The sequence below is a fragment of the Pseudomonas fluorescens genome, assembly GCF_902497855.1.
Classification (GTDB): domain Bacteria; phylum Pseudomonadota; class Gammaproteobacteria; order Pseudomonadales; family Pseudomonadaceae; genus Aquipseudomonas; species Aquipseudomonas fluorescens_BI.
The window spans coordinates 174,236-191,472 of record NZ_CABVHU010000009.1; the positions used below are offsets into that span (position 1 = coordinate 174,236).

Here is a 17,237-nt window from a genome sequence, read left to right on the forward strand (position 1 = left end):
CGCCTCTCCTTAAACCCGCTCGATCGCGCGTTCGCCAAATAACCCGGCCGGCCGCACCAGCAGGAACAGCAGCGCCAGCACATAGGGAAACCAGTTCTCGATGCCGCCGCCGATGACGGGGCCCAGGTACACCTCGGCCAGCTTCTCCGAGGCGCCGATGATCAACCCGCCGACAATGGCCCCACTGATCGAGGTAAAGCCGCCGATGATCAGCACCGGCAAGGCCTTGAGCACCACCAGCGACAGCGAAAACTGCACCCCCAGCCGCGCGCCCCAGAGCAGGCCGGCCACCAGTCCGACAAACCCGGCCACCGCCCACACCAACACCCAGACCCGTTGCAGGCGGATGCCCACGGCCAACGCCGCCAGCGGGTCATCGGCCACGGCACGCAACGACAAACCGATTCGGGTCTTGTTAAACAGCAGCGACAGCGCCAACACCAGCAACGCGGCGGTCAGGGCGGCAAAAATATCGAACTGCGACAGCAGCATGCCGCCCAGTTCCAGTGGCTCGTCACTGATGCCCAGTTCCAGACCATGGACCTGGGCGCCCCACAGCGCCTGGGCAAACCCTTCGATCACGTAGGACAAGCCGAGGGTGGCCATGAACAAGGTGATCGGCGGACGGTTGACCAGCGGGCGCAACACCACCCGCTCCACCGCCACCGCCAGCAGTACCATCGCCGCCAGGCTGATGGCAAAGGCCAGCCAGAACGGCACCCCGCGCTCCAGCAGGCTGACAAACGTCAGCGCCGAAAACAGCACCATGGCGCCCTGGGCGAAGTTGAAGACGCCGGACGCCTTGTAGATCAGGACAAAACCGATAGCCACCAGGGCGTACATCACCCCGGCCAGCAACCCGCCGATCAACACCTCGAAGAAAAATTCCATGAGCCTTCCTGTTTTGCGGGCAAAGAGTCCCCGGCCACCCGAGCGCAGGCGGCGTTGTTGATTCGGGGTTAGTGGCGCGTGCCTAGGTAGGCGGCAATCACCTCGGGGTTTTGCCGCACCTCATCGGGCGGGCCGTCACCGATCTTGCGGCCGTAGTCGAGCACCACCACGTGATCGCTGATGCCCATGACCACGCCGATGTCGTGCTCGATCAACACCACCGTGGTCCCCAGCTCACGGTTGATGTCGACGATGAACCGGCTCATCTGCTGCTTCTCTTCGGCGTTCATTCCGGCCATCGGTTCGTCCAGCAGCAGCAACCTCGGTTCGGCGGCCAGGGCACGGGCCAGTTCCACCCGCTTCTGCAAGCCATACGGCAGCTTGCCGACCAGGGTGTCGCGCCAGGGCTGGAGGTGCAGAAAGTCGATGATCCGTTCGGCGGCCTCACGCTGGCGGTCGTCTTCGCCCGCGGCGCGGCCGATGCGCAGGGCCTGCTCGATCCAGCTGCTGCGACGCTTGAGGGTGCGTCCGGTCAGCACGTTGTCGAGCACACTCATGCCTTTGAACAAGGCGATGTTCTGAAAGGTGCGGGCAATGCCGCGCACCGCCACATCACGCGGGCGCATGCGCCGGTACGCTTCTGCGGCAAAGCGGATGCGCCCCTGCTGGGCCTGGTACACGCCGTTGATCACATTCAGCAGTGAGCTTTTACCCGCGCCATTGGGGCCGATCAAGGCGCAAATCTCCCCGGTGGCCACGGCAAAGCTGATGTCGGTCACCGCCTTGACGCCCTTGAACGACAAGCCAATGTTTTCCAGCACCAGCAGATGTTCAACCTGTGTCGCCTGTGTCTGTGTCATGCGTCATGTCCTTGTCAGGCCGGTTGGGTGCTGTCTTCGATCCAGCCGTTGACCGGCGGGGCTGGCCAGGGCACGGGGCGCTGCCACTGCGCCGGGTCCGGCCAGCTGCGTACCTCAACTCCCAACGCCTGGAAAAATGCCAGGGTTGGCGGTGCCAGTGCCTCCCCCACCAGTAACGGCACACGGGTGCGGGAAAAGCCGAGAACGTCGCGCAACGGTCGGCGGATCAGCCAGTACCCCAGGTGTCGTTGCAGTGCACCGGGGTGCGCCACCAGCGCCCAGTCCACCAGGCGCCGGCGCCAGCTGCCTGGCGCCGGCAAGCGGGCCAAAACCTGGGCGTGCAGGCGCTCGTAGGTTTCCCGGGTGCCGGCCACCAGCGTCGGGCCCAGTTCACGACGGTCCTGGTCGCGCGTCGCCAGGTTCTCCGGAAAATTCAGGCGAAAGCCGGCAATCAACCATGGCGCCAACAAGTAACGCGCTTGACCACCCGCGGCAAACGCTCGCGCAGCCAGGGCCTCATCCTGCCGCCCCAACTGCTCGCTGTGCACCAGGCGCAGGCCTTCCTGCAGCGACTCGGCGTGGCTGATGCGCTGCTGCTCGATGCGCTGCCCCGCGCCCAGACGGTAGAAGGCAAAGGCTGTGCGCTCGGCTCGGGCCTGGGGTTCCAGCCTGTGATCGCTACCCTGCTGCTGCAGTTGCGCGAACGCCAGGGTGTCACCGGCCTGGCTCACCTCAGCCAGGCCGCGACCGTCGGCGTAAATCAGCAGTCTGGGCGCCAGTCCGGCGGCGCGCAGGCGCTGAATCTCCCCGTGGCCTTCGGCGAACACCCATTCAGTGTGCAGCTCACGCAACAGCGCCACCTGCGCGGGCGCAGCCTCCAGCGGATCCAACAGCGCGGCCACGCCACCCAACCACTGTGCCGCCAGGGCCGCCATCAACGCCTCCGGTCGCGGGCGGCTGACAATCACCAGGCTCGCGCCAGGCACAAAACCACGCACTTGCAAGGCTGTTGCCAGGTGTTCAACCTCAGCGGCCAGTTGGCCCCAGGTGCGCACCTGCCACACCCCCAGGCGCTTATGGCGCAGGGCGATGCCCGTCCCTTGCTGACGTGCCTGTTGTTGCAGCCACTGCGGCAAGGTGCCGGGTTGCGGGTTATCGGCGAATGTCGGCATGACCGTTCCCGTCCTTCAGGCGAGTGTCGCAGTCTTGGCCGCGACTGCCTCGCGCTCCAGCTCACGCACCAGCGGCAACACTTTGCGGCCGAAGTACTCCACTTCTTCGTGAAAGTGCAGGAAGCCACTGAGCACCAGGTCCACGCCCACTGCCTTGAGGGCGACGATGCGTTCGGCAATCTGCCGCGGCGTACCGATCAGGTTGGTCTTGAAGCCATCGTTGTACTGCACCAGGTCTTCGAAGGTGGACTTGGCCCAGTTGCCTTCGCCTTCAGGGCTTGCGGCGCCGGCGTTCTTCACCTCGCTGCCGAAACCGTTGACGGCATCGGGGTCGGCCTTGGCGATAATTTCCTGCAATACCGCGCGGGCTTCAGCCTCGGTTTCCCGGGCAATGACAAAGGCGTTCACCCCGACTTTCACCGAGTGGCCATTGATCGCGGCCTTGGCCCTGATCTCGTCGACCTGGGCCTTGATACCTTCGACGCTGTTGCCGTTGGTGAAATACCAATCGGACACTCGCGAAGCCATATCCCGCGCCGCGCGCGAGCTGCCACCCTGGAAGATTTCCGGGTGCGGTTGCTGCAGGGGCTTGGGCTTGAGGGTGTAGTCATGGAAGCGGTAGAAATCGCCATGAAAACTGAAATTGTCCTGGGTCCAGATGCCCTTGAGCGCCTGGATGAATTCTTCCGAGCGACGATAGCGCTCATCGTGGTCCAGCCACGGCTCGCCAATGGCCCGGAATTCGCCCTTGAACCAGCCCGACACGATATTCACCGCGACCCGACCGTTGGTGAACTGGTCGATGGTGGCCAGCTGTTTGGCCGCCAGCACCGGGCTCCAGGGCCCCGGCAGGATGGCGGCGATCACCTTGAGCTTCTCGGTGGCGGCCAACAGTGCGTGGCTGATAGTCACCGATTCGTGCTGGTTTTCGGCGCCATAACCGGCGGTGAAGCGGATCTGTGACAAGGCGTATTCGAAGCCGGCCTTTTCGGCGATTTGCGCCAGCTTGCGGTTGTAATCGATGTCCCAGCTGGTGCGCTGTTCGATCTTGCTGATCACAAGGCCGCCGCTGACGTTGGGCACCCAGTAGGCAAACTTGATGTTGTCCTGGCTCATTTGCGTGTACTCCGTTGATTCATTGAAGTGAGGGTCGACCGGGCACGTCAGGCGGCGCTGGCCTCCGGCTGGACAGTCGGATTGAGGCTCAGGACCGCCGACTCGACAGCGCGCTCGATGCGTTCGAGCAACTGCGGGCTGGTGATCCGGTAATCGGTGAAATCGGCTTCGGCGGCATACACACCGATGGGCAGGCTCAGGGCCTGGAAAAAACCGAACAGCGGGCGCAACTGGTGATCGATGATCAGGGCATGACGATCCGAGCCACCGGTGGCGGCCAGCAGCACCGGCACGTTGTTCAACGCCTGGTGATGGACGAAGTCGAACAGGTGCTTGAACAGGCCGGTGTAGGAGGCGCGGTACACCGGGCTGGCTGCGATCAGCAGGTCGGCCGTTTCAATGGCCTGCAGATCGGCCTCGACCGCAGCGGGCAAATCTTCACGACGCAGCACCCCGGCGAACTGCGGGCCAACCTCGGACAACTCGATCAGGTGCAGCTCGATCGGCAGCTGTTGCGCCAGGCCGGCGACCAGCGCCTTGAGCAGCACCAGGGTGCGCGTAGGCCGCTGCACGCTCCCGGATACCGCGACGACTTTCAGTGTGTTGCTCATTGCCCGTCCTCATGCTGGCAGAGGCCACCGCGGCACCTGCACAAAAGACTGGAGCAGCAACCGTGCCACTTCAATAAATCGATATTAATCAAAGAGTTATTAACTTTTTTCGAACTTGCGCAGTGTCGCCTGCCGGACAGGCTGTTGATCAACTGTTGCGCGCACAACAGTTGCCTCCAGGTCCACCCAACGCGGCGCGCCTCGGCCACTGTTGCCAGGCGGTCAACGCTTCAACAAGTTGCCCGGCAGGCGACAGCCGCGAGCACTTTCAACACCCCGCGCGCCCGGAAAAACGGGCGTTGCAGCGCCAGGCACGACCTGTGCACTGACAGCAGAACGCAACAGATCCACTGCTCTGTTGCTTCTCTTGCCTTCATAAGGAGCTGCACCATGACCGTCCAGCAACAGCACCTGCCACACCCGCTCTCCAGCGGTACCGACTACCAGGCCCTGGCCGCGCGCTTCCGGCCGATCTTTGCACGCATTGCCGCCGGCGCACTGGAGCGCGAGCAAAGTCGCAGCCTGCCCTTCGAGCAAGTGAAGTGGCTGAAGGAAGCCGGGTTTGGTGCGGTGCGCGTGCCGGTGCAATACGGTGGCGCCGGCGCGTCCCTGCCACAGTTGTTCGAGTTGCTGATCGAATTGGCCGCCGCCGACTCCAACCTGCCGCAGGCGTTGCGCGGGCACTTTGCCTTTGTCGAAGACCGCCTCAATGCGCAGGCCGACGCACCGCAGGACACCTGGTTCAAGCGATTCGTCGAGGGTGACCTGGTGGGCAATGCCTGGACCGAAGTCGGCAGCGTGAAGATCGGCCAGGTCGGTACCCGTGTCTCGCGCCTGGGTGAGCACTGGGTGGTCAACGGCACCAAGTACTACAGCACCGGCAGCATCTTCGCCGACTGGATCGACCTCTATGCCCAGCGCGACGACACCGGCGCCGACGTGATTGCCGCCGTTCGCGTGCAGCAATCGGGCATCACCCAGAGCGACGACTGGGATGGCTTTGGCCAGCGCACCACCGGCAGCGGCACCTCGGTGTTCGAGAACGCGGTGGTGGAAGCCGAGAACCTGCTGGACTTCGCCACCCGCTTCAAGTACCAGACGGCGTTCTATCAACTGGTGCTGTTGGCGGTCCAGACCGGTGCCGGCCGTGCCGCGGTCAACGACATCAGCGAAGAAGTGCGCACACGCACCCGCATCTTCAGCACCGGCAATGCCAGCCACGTCAGCCAGGACGTCCAGGTGCAGCAAGTGGTGGGCAAGGCGTCGGCCCAGGTCTACGCCGCACACGCCACCACCCTGCGCGCGGCGACCGCCTTGCAGGTGGCGTACGAAAGCCGCTTTATCCATGACGAAGTCGCCGAACGCGAGGCCAACATCTCCGCCGAACTGGAATCGGCCCAGGCCCAGGTGGTGATCGCCGACCTGGTGCTGCGCGCCACCAGTGACCTGTTCAACGCCCTCAGCGCCTCGGCCACCAGCACCGGCAAGGCCCTCGATCGGCACTGGCGCAACGCGCGCACCGCGGCTTCACACAACCCGCTGATCTACAAGGAGCGCATCATCGGCGACTGGGAAATCAACGGCACCGAACCGCCCTATGTCTGGCAGATCGGCCGGTCGTCCGACTGATCGCAAAACCAGCATTGCCCAACAACGGCAATGAACAGCTCGCCTTCGCCGACCGAGCGACTCAGCCAGCCACCCGCTGGCCCGCCAACGGGTAAAGCGCCTCATCGAACTGCGACAGGCGCGGAAACTCGATGGGTTGGTCGTCGGCGATGTGTTCCAGGCGTTGCTGGTAGCTATGCAGGAAGTCCTTGCGCGCGTCATCGCTGATGTACGGTACATGCCAGGCCACGAACGGCTCCAGCACCTCGAATCCGACATACGCCAGGGTGCCGCGCAGGATCGGCCGCAGCATGTCTTCCAGCGGGCCATGAATCGCGCCCTCGCCAAACATGTGCTCGCGGCCGCCCAGGGTCACGGTCACCAGCGCCTTCTTGCCGCTGAGCCCGCCCTGGTCGTAGAAGCGTTTGCCGCCATAGCAGACGCCCGATACCAGTACCCGGTCGATCCAGCCCTTGAGTATCGCCGGCGTCGAGAACCAGAAAATCGGAAAGTTGAGGATCAGCAGGTCGGCCCACAGCAGCTTGTCCAGTTCTTGCCGGATATCCGCCGCCAGCGACTGGCTTTTAACGCCCAGACGCTGCTCCAGGGCATAGACCAGATAGTCCGGATTCTCCCGTGGGGAGAAATCCCCGGCGCTGGCCACCGGGTTCCAGTTCATCGCATACAGGTCACTGACCTGCACTTCATGCCCTTGGGCCTTCAAGGTGTCTACCGCTTGATCGCGCAGGGCGGCGGTGAAAGAGTTGGGTTCGGGATGGGCGTGGACAATCAGTACGTTCATGGCAATTCCTTAGACGATTTCAAGCGTGGAAGGCGCTGGTTGGCCAGCGCGCTGGGCGAGCAGGTGATCCAGCCAGTCCGGGTCCATTTCCGGTTCGGATGAAAACAGCAGGCCGGTGTAGTCCTGATGCGGCGGGGTGAAGATCGCGCTGCGGGAGCCGTGGTCGACCACCCTCCCGCGCTGCATCACCACCACTTCATCGGCAATCGCGCGCACGGTGGCGACATCGTGGGTAATGAACAGATAAGCGACGCCGAGCTGCTGCTGGATACGATTGAGCAGCTTCAGGACCCCCTCGGCCACCAGTTGATCGAGTGCCGAGGTCACTTCGTCGCAAATGATCAACTGCGGATCGGCCGCCAGCGCCCGGGCAATGCAGATGCGTTGCTTCTGCCCACCGGACAACTCGCGGGGCTGACGCTCCATGAACGTCGCCGGATCCAGCTCGATCATTTCCAGCAACTCGGCGACCCGCGTGCGCAGGGCCTTGCCCTTCAGACCGAGGTAGAACGCCAGCGGGCGACCGATGATGTCGACGATCCGCTGCCGGGGATTCAAGGCGGTGTCCGGGATCTGGTAGATCATCTGCACCCGTCGCAACTGCTCCTTGCTGCGCTGACGGAAGTCCGCCGGCAGCGGTTCGCCGCCATACAGCACCTGGCCGGAAGTCGGTGGCAGCAGGCCGGTAATCAACCGCGCCGTCGAACTCTTGCCACTGCCGGACTCACCGATCACTGCCAGCGTCTGGCCGCGATACAGGCTCAGCGAAACATCGTGCAGCACCGGGTGGTTACCGTAGCTGGCGCAGGCCTGGCGCAGCTCCAGCAACGGCACTTCCTGTTGCGGGCACGGCTTGGGTTCGGTGCGAAAGCTGCGCACCGCCCACAACGACTTGGTGTAGTCCTCCTGCGGGTCGCGGAGCATTTTGCGGGTCTCGGCTTCCTCCACCAGCTTGCCGTGGCGCAGCACCATGATGCGGTCGGCCATTTGCGCGACGACTGCCAGGTCATGGCTGATATAGATCGCCGCACTGCCAAATTGCGCCACCGCGTCGCGAATCGCCGCCAGCACTTCGATCTGGGTGGTGACGTCGAGGGCCGTGGTCGGTTCGTCGAAGATGATCAGGTCCGGATGGCAGGCCATGGCCATGGCGGTCATCACCCGTTGCAGTTGCCCGCCCGACACCTGGTGCGGATAACGCTGGCCGATCTGTTCGGGATTGGGCAGGCGCAACACCCGGTACAGCTCCACCGCTTCGGCTTCGGCCTGGGCGCGGCTGATGCCACCATTGTTGACCGCCGTTTCCACGTGTTGATCGATCAGCCGGTGCGCCGGGTTGAACGATGCCGCGGCGCTTTGCGCCACGTAGGCGATGCGCAGGCCACGCAGTTTGCGCAGGGTGTCGGGCTTGGCCTGCAACAGTTCCATACCGTCGAAGCGCACCGAGCCGCCCGTGATCTTGCAGCCGTCACGGGCATAGCCCATGGCTGCCAGGCCCAGGGTCGACTTGCCGGCACCCGACTCGCCGATCAGGCCCAGCACCTCGCCGCGTTGCAGGGTCAGGTCGATGCCTTTGATCAGCGGGTGCCAGGCGTCTTCGTAATGACCTTCGATATGCAGGCCGCGGATTTCCAGCAGCGGCTGGTCGTTGTTGCAAGAGGGTTGGTGCATGTTCAGCACTCCTTGAGGCCGCTGGATTTGTGCAGCATCCAGTCGACGACGAAGTTGACGCTTACCGTGATCAACGCCACCGCCAGAGCCGGCAGCAGCGGGCTGATGTCGCCGAAGGTGATCAGCACTGCATTGTCCCGGACCATGCTGCCCCAGTCGGCAGTCGGTGGCTGAATGCCCAGGCCGAGGAATGACAGCGCACTGATAAACAGAAAGACGAAACAGAAACGCAGGCCGAATTCGGCAATCAGCGGCGCGGCGGCATTGGGCAACACCTCGCGGGTCACCAGCCACCACAAGCCCTCGCCCCGCAGCCGCGCCGCCTCGACGAAGTCCTGGACCACCACGTTCATTGCCACCGCCCGTGACAGACGAAACACCCGGGTGGCATCCAGCAGCGCGATCACCAACACCAGGGAGGTGGCCGTGGTGCCGACCACACTGAGAATCAGCAAGGCAAAGATCAGTTGCGGAATGGCCATCAGGATGTCGACGATTCGCGACAAGCCTTGATCGACCCGACCGCCCTTGATCGCCGCGATCAAACCGCCCAAGCCACCGAGCAGGAATGCCAGCACGGTGGTGAGAAAGGCGATGCCCAGGGTGTTGCGGGCGCCATACACCAGCCGGCTGAACATGTCGCGACCGAGGTTATCGGTGCCCAGCAGGAACTGCCCGCTCCAGGGCGCAAAGCCCTCGCCGACCACTTCGGTTTCGCCATAGGGCGCCAGTGCCGGAGCGAACAGCGCCACCAGGATGTACACAACGATGACCAGAATCCCGAACTTCGCACTCAGCGGTGCCCGGGCCAGTTCTTTAAGCAGGCTCATGTTCTACCCCTTCGGATGCATCAGGCGTGGATTGCTGGCGATGGACAGCACATCGGCCGTGGTATTGAGCAGGATGTAGGTCGCGGCAAAAATCAGGCTGCAGGCCTGCACCACCGGAATGTCGCGCTTGGCCACCGAGTCCACCAGCAACTGGCCAAGCCCCGGGTAGACGAACACCACCTCGACCACCACCACGCCCACCACCAGGTACGCGAGGTTCAAGGCCACCACGTTGACGATCGGCGCCAGGGCGTTGGGCAAGGCATGCCGGAAGATAATCCGCGACTGACTGATGCCCTTGAGCCGGGCCATTTCGATATAGGGGCTGGCCAGCAGGTTGATCAGGGACGCACGCGTCATGCGCATCATCTGCGCGATCACCACCAGGCTCAGGGTCGCCACCGGCAGCACCGAGCGTTCCAGCACCGTGCCAAAGGACGCATCCGGCGCCAGGTTGGAGATGCTCGGGAACCAGCCGAGCTTCACCGAAAACAGCAGAATCAACAGGTAGGCGACGAAGAATTCCGGGAACGACACCGCACTCAGTGCCGAGGTGTTGAGCAGGCGGTCGAACCAGCTATTGCGATACAAGGCCGCGAGCATCCCCAGCACCAGCGCCAACGGCACCGACACCAATGCCGCCAAGGCCGCCAGACTGAGCGTATTGCCCAACCGCGTGCCGATCAGCTCGGCGATCGGCCGCTGGTTCGCCAGCGAGACGCCGAGGTCACCTTGCAGCAGCTGCCAGATCCACTGCGCGAAGCGGGTCAACGGCGGCAAATCCAGCCCCAGCTGGGCACGGAAGGCCGCCACGGTTTCGGCCGTCGCCGACTGCCCGAGCATGGCCTGGGCGATATCGCCCGGCAGCATGCCGACCGCCAGAAAAATAATCACCGACACCGCAAACAGCGACAACAGGCCCAGGGCCAGGCGCTGCAACAGCAACTTGAAAATACTATTCATCGTGCAGTTCCTTGAATTGGGCACTTTAGTGAAGACCACCACAACTACTGTGGGAGCGAGCCTGCTCGCGAATGCGTCATCACGGTCAACATTGATGTTGTTTGACACACCGCATTCGCGAGCAGGCTCGCTCCCACAGTTGATCTTCACTGTTTTAACTATCCCGATTACGCCTGCCACCAACGCTCGATCACGCGCAGCCCATCCAGTTCGCCGTAGGGTGCGGTGAGTTCGCCATGACTGACGCGTTTCGAGCGGGCGGCCACGGAGCTGGCGAACAACGGCACAATCGCCCCGCCATCGTCACGGCACAGCGCCTGCATTTCGTTGTACATCTCGCGGCGCAGCGGGTCGTTCATCTCGCCGCGGGCGGCGTTCAGCAACTGGTTGAAGCGCCCGTTGTCCCAGTGGGTTTCGTTCCAGGCAGCGCCTTTGGCGTAACCGATGCTGAACATACGGTCGGCGGTCAGGCTGCTGTACCAGAACGAGGTGGTGAAGGGTTGCTTCATCCAGACGTTGGAGAAGAAACCGTCCGCCGGCTCGCGCACCACGTCGATGTCGATCCCCGCCTGGCGCGCCTGCTCCTTGAACAACACCGAGGCATCCACCGCGCCGGTATAAGCGGCGTCGGACGCTTGCAGGCGCACCTTGAGCGACTCGACGCCGGCCTTGCGCAGGTGGAAACGCGACTTGTCCGGGTCATAACTGCGCTGCTCCAGCGCCGTATTGATGAAGCGGCTGCCGGGCTGGATCGGATGATCGTTACCGACCAGACCATAGCCGTGCAGCACCGAGGCCAGCAGGGTTTCACGGTTGATGGCGTACTTCATCGCCAGGCGGATGTCGTTGTTCTTGAAGTCCTGGCTGTCGCACAGCATCGGGAAGGTGTAGTGCTGCGCGCCCTTGGTTTCTTCGATCACCATGTTCGGGTTGCGCTTGAGCAGCGCCACGGTTTTCAGGTCGACCTTGTTGATCACATCGACCTGCCCGGTGACCAGCGCATTGATCCGCGCCGCACCGTCGGCAATGCCGATCAACTCGGCGCTGGCGAAATGCGCCCGGCCGGGTTTCCAGTAATCGGGGCTGCGTTCCAGTGCCATGCGCACGCCCGGATCGAATGCCTTGAGGCGATAACCGCCGGTGCCTGCCCCCGCTCGCCAATCGGCAACGCCGTCCTTGCTCGGCATGATCACCAGGTGGTAATCGGCCACCACATAGGCGAAGTCGGCGTTACCCGAATGCAATTCGAAGACCACCGTATCGGTGCCCTGTGCGCGCACTTGGGCGACATCCCCGAGGACAGTCTTGGCCGCCGAGGTGGATTTCTCGCCCAGGTGGTGATTGAACGACGCCACGACGTCTTCGACGGTCAGGCTCTTGCCGTTGTGGAAGGTCACGCCCTGGCGCAGTTTGAAGGTCCAGATCCGCGCATCCGGCGACGATTCCCAGCGCTCGGCGAGTTCGGGAATCGCGGTGCCATCCACGGCAATTTCGCTCAGGGTGTTGTACACCGCCGAGAAGCCGACGAAAGTGAACGTATCGCTCCATGAGCCCGGGTCCAGCGAATCGGTGGTGCTGCCACCCGCCAGGCCAAGGCGCAGCACACCGCCCGGCTTGGGCGTGGTTTCCTGGGCAAAGGCTCCGAACGGCAGGCCCATGGAAAACGCAGCGGCCACCAGGCCGGCGGCGGCGCTGCCTTTGAGGAAATCCCGCCGGGGAAGATTGCAGTCATGAATTGCTTGAGTAATCTTGTTTTTGTTATCGCTCATTGCATTGCCCCTGATCAGTAGCAGAGAAAATGATTCGAAGGTCCTACCGAAGCTGCTAGTATTCGTAATTGTTACCGTAACAAATACATTAACGACTTCACAACGTAAATTCCATGCCCTGACGGGTATTTTTCATTGATGGAATAATCCGGTTTTTACAGGGAGCCTTTCGCCTCATGAGCCAGTCGACCCGCTTGATCACCGCTTCTTACATCCTGTCGTTCGTTGCCGCCAACGCACCGCAGAAGCTGCGCACCGAAACCATTGCCAAGTGGGTCAAGACCCACCCGACGCGGGTGCGCAATCTGGTGTCGCAGATGGTCAAGGCCGACATTCTCAAGTCCTATCGCGGCGCCAAGGGCGGGCTGACCCTGGCCAGGCCCGCGAATGAAATCACCTTGCGCGAGGTCTATGACGCGGTGCAGGAAAGCTCGCTGATCGCCGAGAAAATCGACAACCCGTTCTCCGGCATGGAAGACCATTGCAAGGTCTTCGACGTGTTCACCCGGCTGTTCGCCATGCTGGAAAACAACATGCGCCTGGATCTTGGAAACATCACCGCCGACCAATTGTTCGTGGCCTTCGATACCCCGTTGGAAAATCGCGATAGCGCCTGATTTGGCTTGTGCAGGCGCGCAGGAGTGTGCGCGGTTTACGCGCAGCGCGGCGCCTGCGGCCCGCGCGCGCTCATGGCGATATCACAGCTGCATCGCTTTCACTTCGACAAACTCGGCCAGCCCTTCTTCACCCCACTCGCGACCATTGCCTGACTGTTTGTAGCCGCCAAACGGCGCCCGATAGTTGAACGCCGCACCGTTGATAAAGCACTGCCCGGCGCGCAGCTGCCGCGCCAGCCCGAGTCCACGCTCGGCGCTACCGGCCCACACGCCGCTGGACAGGCCGAACGGCGAGTCGTTGGCGATGTGGATGGCCTGGGCTTCATCCGCATAGGGAATCAGGCACAGCACCGGGCCGAAGATTTCTTCCTGGGCGATGCGCATCCGATTGTCGACGTCGGCAAACAGCGTTGGCTTGAGGTAGAACCCGCGCTCGAACTCGTCGGCAGTTTCACCGCCACACAGCAACCGCGCGCCCTCCTGCCGACCGACTTGAATGTAGTCGCACACGGTCCGCCGTTGCGCGGCCGAGCACATCGGGCCAAGGAAACTCTGCGGGTCGAGCGGATCGCCCATGCGCAGGCTTTGCGTCTCTGCCAGGGCCAGCTCCAGCGCCTCGGCATAACGGCTGGCGGGCAGCAGCATGCGGGTCAAGGCGGTGCAGGTCTGTCCGGAGTTGATCATCACATCCTGCACGCCGTAGCGCACCGCCGCCGCCAGATCGGCATCCTCGCCGATCAGCAACGGCGACTTGCCGCCCAGTTCCAGGCAAACCCGCTTGACCGAAGGCGCTGCCGCCTGGGCCACGCGGACGCCGGCGCCGGTGGAGCCGGTGAACGAGATCATGTCGACATCCGGGTGTCGGGCCAAGGCTTCACCGACCTTGGAACCGGGCCCGCTGACCAGGTTGAACACCCCGGCCGGCAGACCGATGGCCTCGATCATTTCCGCCAGCAGGAAGGCATGCAGCGGGGTTTCCTGGCTCGGCTTGACCACCACCGTGCAGCCAGCCGCCAATGCCGGCGCGAGTTTGCCGATCAACTGGTGCAGCGGGTAATTCCACGGATTGATGAAGGCACAGACACCCACCGGCTCGCGAATCACCAGGGAGTTGCCGACCTCGCGCACCTCATCCATCAACCCGGCAATTTCGACGTAGTGTTCCAGCCCGGCGATCGGCCCCTCGACCTGCACCGAGCGACACCACTGCACCGGCATGCCGAGTTCGGCGGTGATCACCTGGGCCATTTCGTCCGCCCGCGCCCGCAGCTGCTCGACCAGTGCTCGGATGTAAGCCGCGCGGACGCTGGACGAGGTTCGCGACCATGACCCAAAGGCCCGTCGGGCCGCGGCCACGGCGCGATCAACGTCACGCTCGTCGCCCAGCGGCACTGAGCCTGCGACCTGTTCAGTGGCCGGGTTGATCACCTCGGCCAGGCCCTGGCCGGAAGGTCGCTGCCAGGCGCCATCCACAAACAGCCTGCTGTAATTACGCATCGCCCCGTCCCTCCATCAATTCATTGGCGCAGCGGACAATCCGCTGGCAGGCGTCGCGCAGGTGTTCGGTGCCCACTACCAGCCCGAGGCGAATATGCCCGGCGGCACTCGGGCCGAACGCTTCACCGGCCAGCACCGAGACGCCGTGTCGATCCAGCAGGCGGTCGGCGAAGGCCTGGGCACTGAGCCCGGTTTCGCGGATGTCGACCATCACGAACATCCCGCCATCGGGCTTCAGGGCGCGCACGCCTGGGCAGTCGGCCAGGCATTCGCAGACCAGGTCCCGGCGCTGGCGATAGGCCTGGCGCATGGCCTCGAGTTCCGGCAGTTGGGTCTCCAGCGCGACGACCGCGGCGTCCTGAATAAAATCCGGGGAGCCGTAGAGCATGCACAGCGCGAGGTTTTCCAGATGCCCGGCGAGTGACGGTGGCGCGACCACCCAGCCGACGCGCCAGCCGGTCATGGCGTGGGATTTCGACAGGCTGTTGAGGGTCGCGGTGCGCTCGGCCATGCCGGGCAGACTGGCCGGGCTGACGTGCTCGCCTTCGAACAACAGTTCGCTGTAGACCTCGTCGGAAATCAGCCACAGGTCATGGGCGATGCACAGCTCGGCCAGCGCCTGCCAGGTGGTGCGCGGCAGGCTGGCGCCGGACGGGTTGTGCGGGCTGTTGAGCGCCAACGCGCGAGTACGCGGGGTAATGCGTGCGGCAACGTCCTCAGGCAACACCCGGAAGCCGTTCTCGGAGCGCACCGGCACCGGAATCACCACCGCGCCGCAGGCACCGAACACGGCTTCATAGGTGACGTACATCGGCTCGGCGACTATCACTTCATCACCGGGATTGAGCACGCACTGGGCGACGCTGAACAGCGCACATTGCGCGCCGGCCAGCACCACCACCTGGTCGGCATCGACCGGTTGGCCGCTGCGTTGCCGATGGCGTTTGGCGATGCTCTCGCGCAGGGCACGCTTGCCGCGCACTTCGGCGTAGTGGGTATTGCCCGCCTGCAGGCTATCGATGGCCGCCTGCACGATCGGCACCGGGGTATCGAAATCCGGGTCGCCCACCGACAGCAACAGAATGTCCCTGCCCTGCTCCCGAAGCGCCAGGGCGCGGTAATGAATCTCCCAGGCGGCGGCACCGTCACCGGCGACACGTTGGGTCAGATCGGAAAAACGCATAGGGGTTGTTCCTTGTTGATGGTTTAACCGACCAGTGCACAGGCGTGCTTGAGTTCGATCAGGGTCACGCCGTTTCGCTTGAAGCCGGCACGCAGGTCGGTTTGCAGTTCGTTGAGGCTGCGGGGTTGCGTCACGGTGCAACCGAAGGCGCGGCCCAATGCGGCAAAATCCGGGTTGCGCGGCAGCACGCCAATCGGTTCGATGTCGAGGCCGAGCATGTCGTCGCGGATCTGGCCCAAGGCTTCGTTGTTCCACAACAGCACCACCAGCGGGCTGTCCAGCTCTTCCACGGCGGTCGCCAGTTCTTGCGCGGTATAGAGAAAACCGCCGTCGCCGACCAGCACCAATCCGGGCCGGGCCGGCGCGCCGAACTTGGCGCCGATACCCGCTGGCAAGCCATAACCCAAGGTGCCGTAGCCGGTCGGGTGCAGCCAACTGCGCGGCGCCTTGCTGCTGAAGGCGTAGTTGCCGGTGTAGGCCAGTTGAGTCATGTCGCTGCTGATAAAGGCGTTGTCCGGCAGTTCGGCCGAAACCCGGTCGAGGATCGCCTGATGGATCGACTGCAAGGTGCCGTGCCCGGCCTTGACCGCTTTGCGCAAGGTCTCGACGGCTCGGATGGCAGCGCTCGCATCCCGTGCGGATTCGGGCAGACGCTCCAGCAAGGCCTCGACGGTTTGCCGCGCATCGCCCTGCAAGGCCACCGTGCACGGATAGAAGTCGTTGAACTTGCGCGAGTCGATATCCACCCGCAGCAGCTCGGCATTCAGCGGTAGACGTTCACGCCAGTAATCGGTGTCGGCCATCTCGGTGCCCACCGCGAGCACCACGTCGGCTTCGGCGATCAGCGCCCAACCCGGTTCCACACACAGGGTCGACCCGGCATTCAGCGGTGCATCCGGCGGCAACAAGCCCTTGCCGGCGACGCTGCTGAAAAACGGCGCCGCCAGCCGCGTGCTCAAGGCCTCGAGCGCCTGAGCGGCATTCAGTGCGCCGCCGCCGGCGATGATCATCGGCCGGCGTGCCGCCTGCAGTTTTGCCACCGCCTGATCCAGCGCCTCGGCCGCCGGCAGGCCGCGTCCCGGACGGCGCACCACCTCATTGCTCCAGTCACGCGTGACGGGCGCGGCCAGCACATCCAGCGGCACCGAAATATGCACCGGACGCGGCCGTTCGCTGTCGAATACCGCGTAAGCGCGGGCGATCAGCTCGGGCAAGTCCTCGGCACTCAAGGCCACCGCCGAAAACGCGGTGATCGGCGCGGTCATGGCGCGCTGATCCTGGGTTTCGTGCAGGCAGCCCCAGCCTTTGCCCAGACTGGCTGTATGGTTGACGCTGGAAATCACCAGCATCGGGATCGAGTCGGCGTACGCCTGGCCGATCGCGGTCGCGGCATTGGTCACGCCGGGGCCGGTGATGATGAAGCACACCCCCGGCTTGCCGCTGACCCGCGCATAGCCGTCGGCCATGAAACCGGCCCCTTGCTCGTGCCGGGTCAGCACATGGCGAATGCCACTGCCGGGCAAGCCGCGATACAGCTCCAGGGTATGCACGCCAGGAATGCCGAACACGGTGTCGACGTCGTAATTGGCCAACAGGCGCACCAGGGTCTGGCCGCCGGTCAAGGTTTTGCTTTGCATGCTCAGATCC

15 protein-coding genes are annotated in these 17,237 nt (G+C 63.9%); 2 read left to right on the forward strand and 13 right to left on the reverse strand.

Annotation, left to right across the window (positions count from 1 at the left end):
- Positions 1-9: 9 nt before the first annotated feature.
- From F8N96_RS19080 to msuE, 5 genes are all read right to left on the reverse strand, one after another.
- On the reverse strand, positions 10-891 hold the full coding sequence (locus tag F8N96_RS19080) for a branched-chain amino acid ABC transporter permease (RefSeq protein ID WP_150799108.1): 882 nt from the start codon (positions 889-891) through the stop codon (positions 10-12).
- Between the two features lie 68 nt (positions 892-959).
- On the reverse strand, positions 960-1,751 hold the full coding sequence (locus tag F8N96_RS19085; RefSeq protein WP_150799109.1) for an ABC transporter ATP-binding protein: 792 nt from the start codon (positions 1,749-1,751) through the stop codon (positions 960-962).
- A gap of 14 nt (positions 1,752-1,765) precedes the next feature.
- On the reverse strand, positions 1,766-2,923 hold the full coding sequence (locus F8N96_RS19090; protein ID WP_150799110.1) for an AMP-binding protein: 1,158 nt from the start codon (positions 2,921-2,923) through the stop codon (positions 1,766-1,768).
- Positions 2,924-2,938: 15 nt separating this feature from the next.
- Positions 2,939-4,039 carry a dimethylsulfone monooxygenase SfnG gene (gene sfnG, locus F8N96_RS19095; protein WP_150799111.1) on the reverse strand — a complete coding sequence of 367 codons (1,101 nt, stop codon included), beginning with the start codon at positions 4,037-4,039 and terminating at the stop codon, positions 2,939-2,941.
- Positions 4,040-4,086: 47 nt separating this feature from the next.
- Entirely contained in the window at positions 4,087-4,650 is a 564-nt protein-coding gene (gene msuE / locus F8N96_RS19100; protein WP_150799112.1) for an FMN reductase, read from the reverse strand.
- A gap of 390 nt (positions 4,651-5,040) precedes the next feature.
- Between msuE and F8N96_RS19105 the strand changes: the two genes are divergently transcribed.
- The gene (locus F8N96_RS19105; protein ID WP_150799113.1) at positions 5,041-6,279 is read left to right on the forward strand and encodes an acyl-CoA dehydrogenase family protein; all 1,239 of its coding nucleotides are present in this window, start codon (positions 5,041-5,043) and stop codon (positions 6,277-6,279) included.
- Positions 6,280-6,340: 61 nt separating this feature from the next.
- Here F8N96_RS19105 and F8N96_RS19110 read toward each other — a convergent pair whose 3' ends face one another.
- The 5 genes from F8N96_RS19110 to F8N96_RS19135 form a co-directional block, all read right to left on the reverse strand.
- Positions 6,341-7,060, reverse strand: coding sequence for an NAD(P)H-dependent oxidoreductase (locus tag F8N96_RS19110; protein ID WP_150799114.1), 720 nt, complete (start codon positions 7,058-7,060; stop codon positions 6,341-6,343).
- A gap of 9 nt (positions 7,061-7,069) precedes the next feature.
- The gene (locus F8N96_RS19115; RefSeq protein WP_191635371.1) at positions 7,070-8,731 is read right to left on the reverse strand and encodes an ABC transporter ATP-binding protein; all 1,662 of its coding nucleotides are present in this window, start codon (positions 8,729-8,731) and stop codon (positions 7,070-7,072) included.
- A gap of 2 nt (positions 8,732-8,733) precedes the next feature.
- Positions 8,734-9,561, reverse strand: coding sequence for an ABC transporter permease (locus F8N96_RS19120; RefSeq protein ID WP_150762866.1), 828 nt, complete (start codon positions 9,559-9,561; stop codon positions 8,734-8,736).
- A 3-nt stretch (positions 9,562-9,564) separates the two neighbouring features.
- Entirely contained in the window at positions 9,565-10,524 is a 960-nt protein-coding gene (locus tag F8N96_RS19125) for an ABC transporter permease (RefSeq protein ID WP_150762867.1), read from the reverse strand.
- Between the two features lie 167 nt (positions 10,525-10,691).
- On the reverse strand, positions 10,692-12,293 hold the full coding sequence (locus tag F8N96_RS19135) for an ABC transporter substrate-binding protein (protein WP_150799116.1): 1,602 nt from the start codon (positions 12,291-12,293) through the stop codon (positions 10,692-10,694).
- Positions 12,294-12,469: 176 nt separating this feature from the next.
- Between F8N96_RS19135 and F8N96_RS19140 the strand changes: the two genes are divergently transcribed.
- Entirely contained in the window at positions 12,470-12,910 is a 441-nt protein-coding gene (locus F8N96_RS19140; RefSeq protein WP_150799117.1) for an Rrf2 family transcriptional regulator, read from the forward strand.
- Between the two features lie 81 nt (positions 12,911-12,991).
- Here F8N96_RS19140 and F8N96_RS19145 read toward each other — a convergent pair whose 3' ends face one another.
- The 3 genes from F8N96_RS19145 to F8N96_RS19155 are packed head-to-tail and all read right to left on the reverse strand — an operon-like array spanning position 12,992 to position 17,227.
- The gene (locus tag F8N96_RS19145) at positions 12,992-14,407 is read right to left on the reverse strand and encodes an aldehyde dehydrogenase family protein (protein ID WP_150799118.1); all 1,416 of its coding nucleotides are present in this window, start codon (positions 14,405-14,407) and stop codon (positions 12,992-12,994) included.
- Positions 14,400-15,590, reverse strand: coding sequence for a pyridoxal phosphate-dependent aminotransferase (locus F8N96_RS19150; RefSeq protein ID WP_150799119.1), 1,191 nt, complete (start codon positions 15,588-15,590; stop codon positions 14,400-14,402). The genes F8N96_RS19145 and F8N96_RS19150 overlap by 8 nt, the downstream gene beginning before the upstream one ends.
- Before the next feature lie 23 nt (positions 15,591-15,613).
- The gene (locus F8N96_RS19155; RefSeq protein ID WP_150799120.1) at positions 15,614-17,227 is read right to left on the reverse strand and encodes a 5-guanidino-2-oxopentanoate decarboxylase; all 1,614 of its coding nucleotides are present in this window, start codon (positions 17,225-17,227) and stop codon (positions 15,614-15,616) included.
- Between the last annotated feature and the right edge of the window lie 10 nt (positions 17,228-17,237).